General features: G+C 65.9%; 1 protein-coding gene. It reads left to right on the top strand.

The genetic code is table 11. The annotated features are described in order from the left end of the window. On the top strand, positions 1 to 308 hold a 308-nt coding region (locus ON31_RS29375; protein ID WP_157533798.1), incomplete at both ends, for a hypothetical protein.

Below are 308 nucleotides of genomic sequence, written 5' to 3'. Positions count from 1 at the left end.
AACTGGGTGAGCTACCAGGGCGGCGGCGGCACCGCGGCCGGACGATTCAACACCGACAACTACGCCGTCAAGGCACAGCTGATCGCGCCCGTGGGAAACCTCGCCACCGACAACCTGACGTGCATCGTCCTCGCGGTCGCCGACACATTCGGCGCGGCGACCATGTGCTATCTCGCGGTGAGCACCAACGGCGGATGCGGAATCATCACCCAGACCGGCCTACCGCCGGCATCTGGGATTTCCTCGGGAGGGTCCGGGCAAACAGTCCGCGTGTCGACCTCGACGGCAATTGCCGCGACCGACCTGTT

The organism is Nocardia otitidiscaviarum NBRC 14405, assembly GCF_000308635.1.
GTDB classification, from domain to species: Bacteria; Actinomycetota; Actinomycetes; order Mycobacteriales; family Mycobacteriaceae; genus Nocardia; species Nocardia otitidiscaviarum.
Note: the sequence above shows the minus strand (reverse complement) of the source record. Positions and strands in the feature narration are given on the sequence as shown.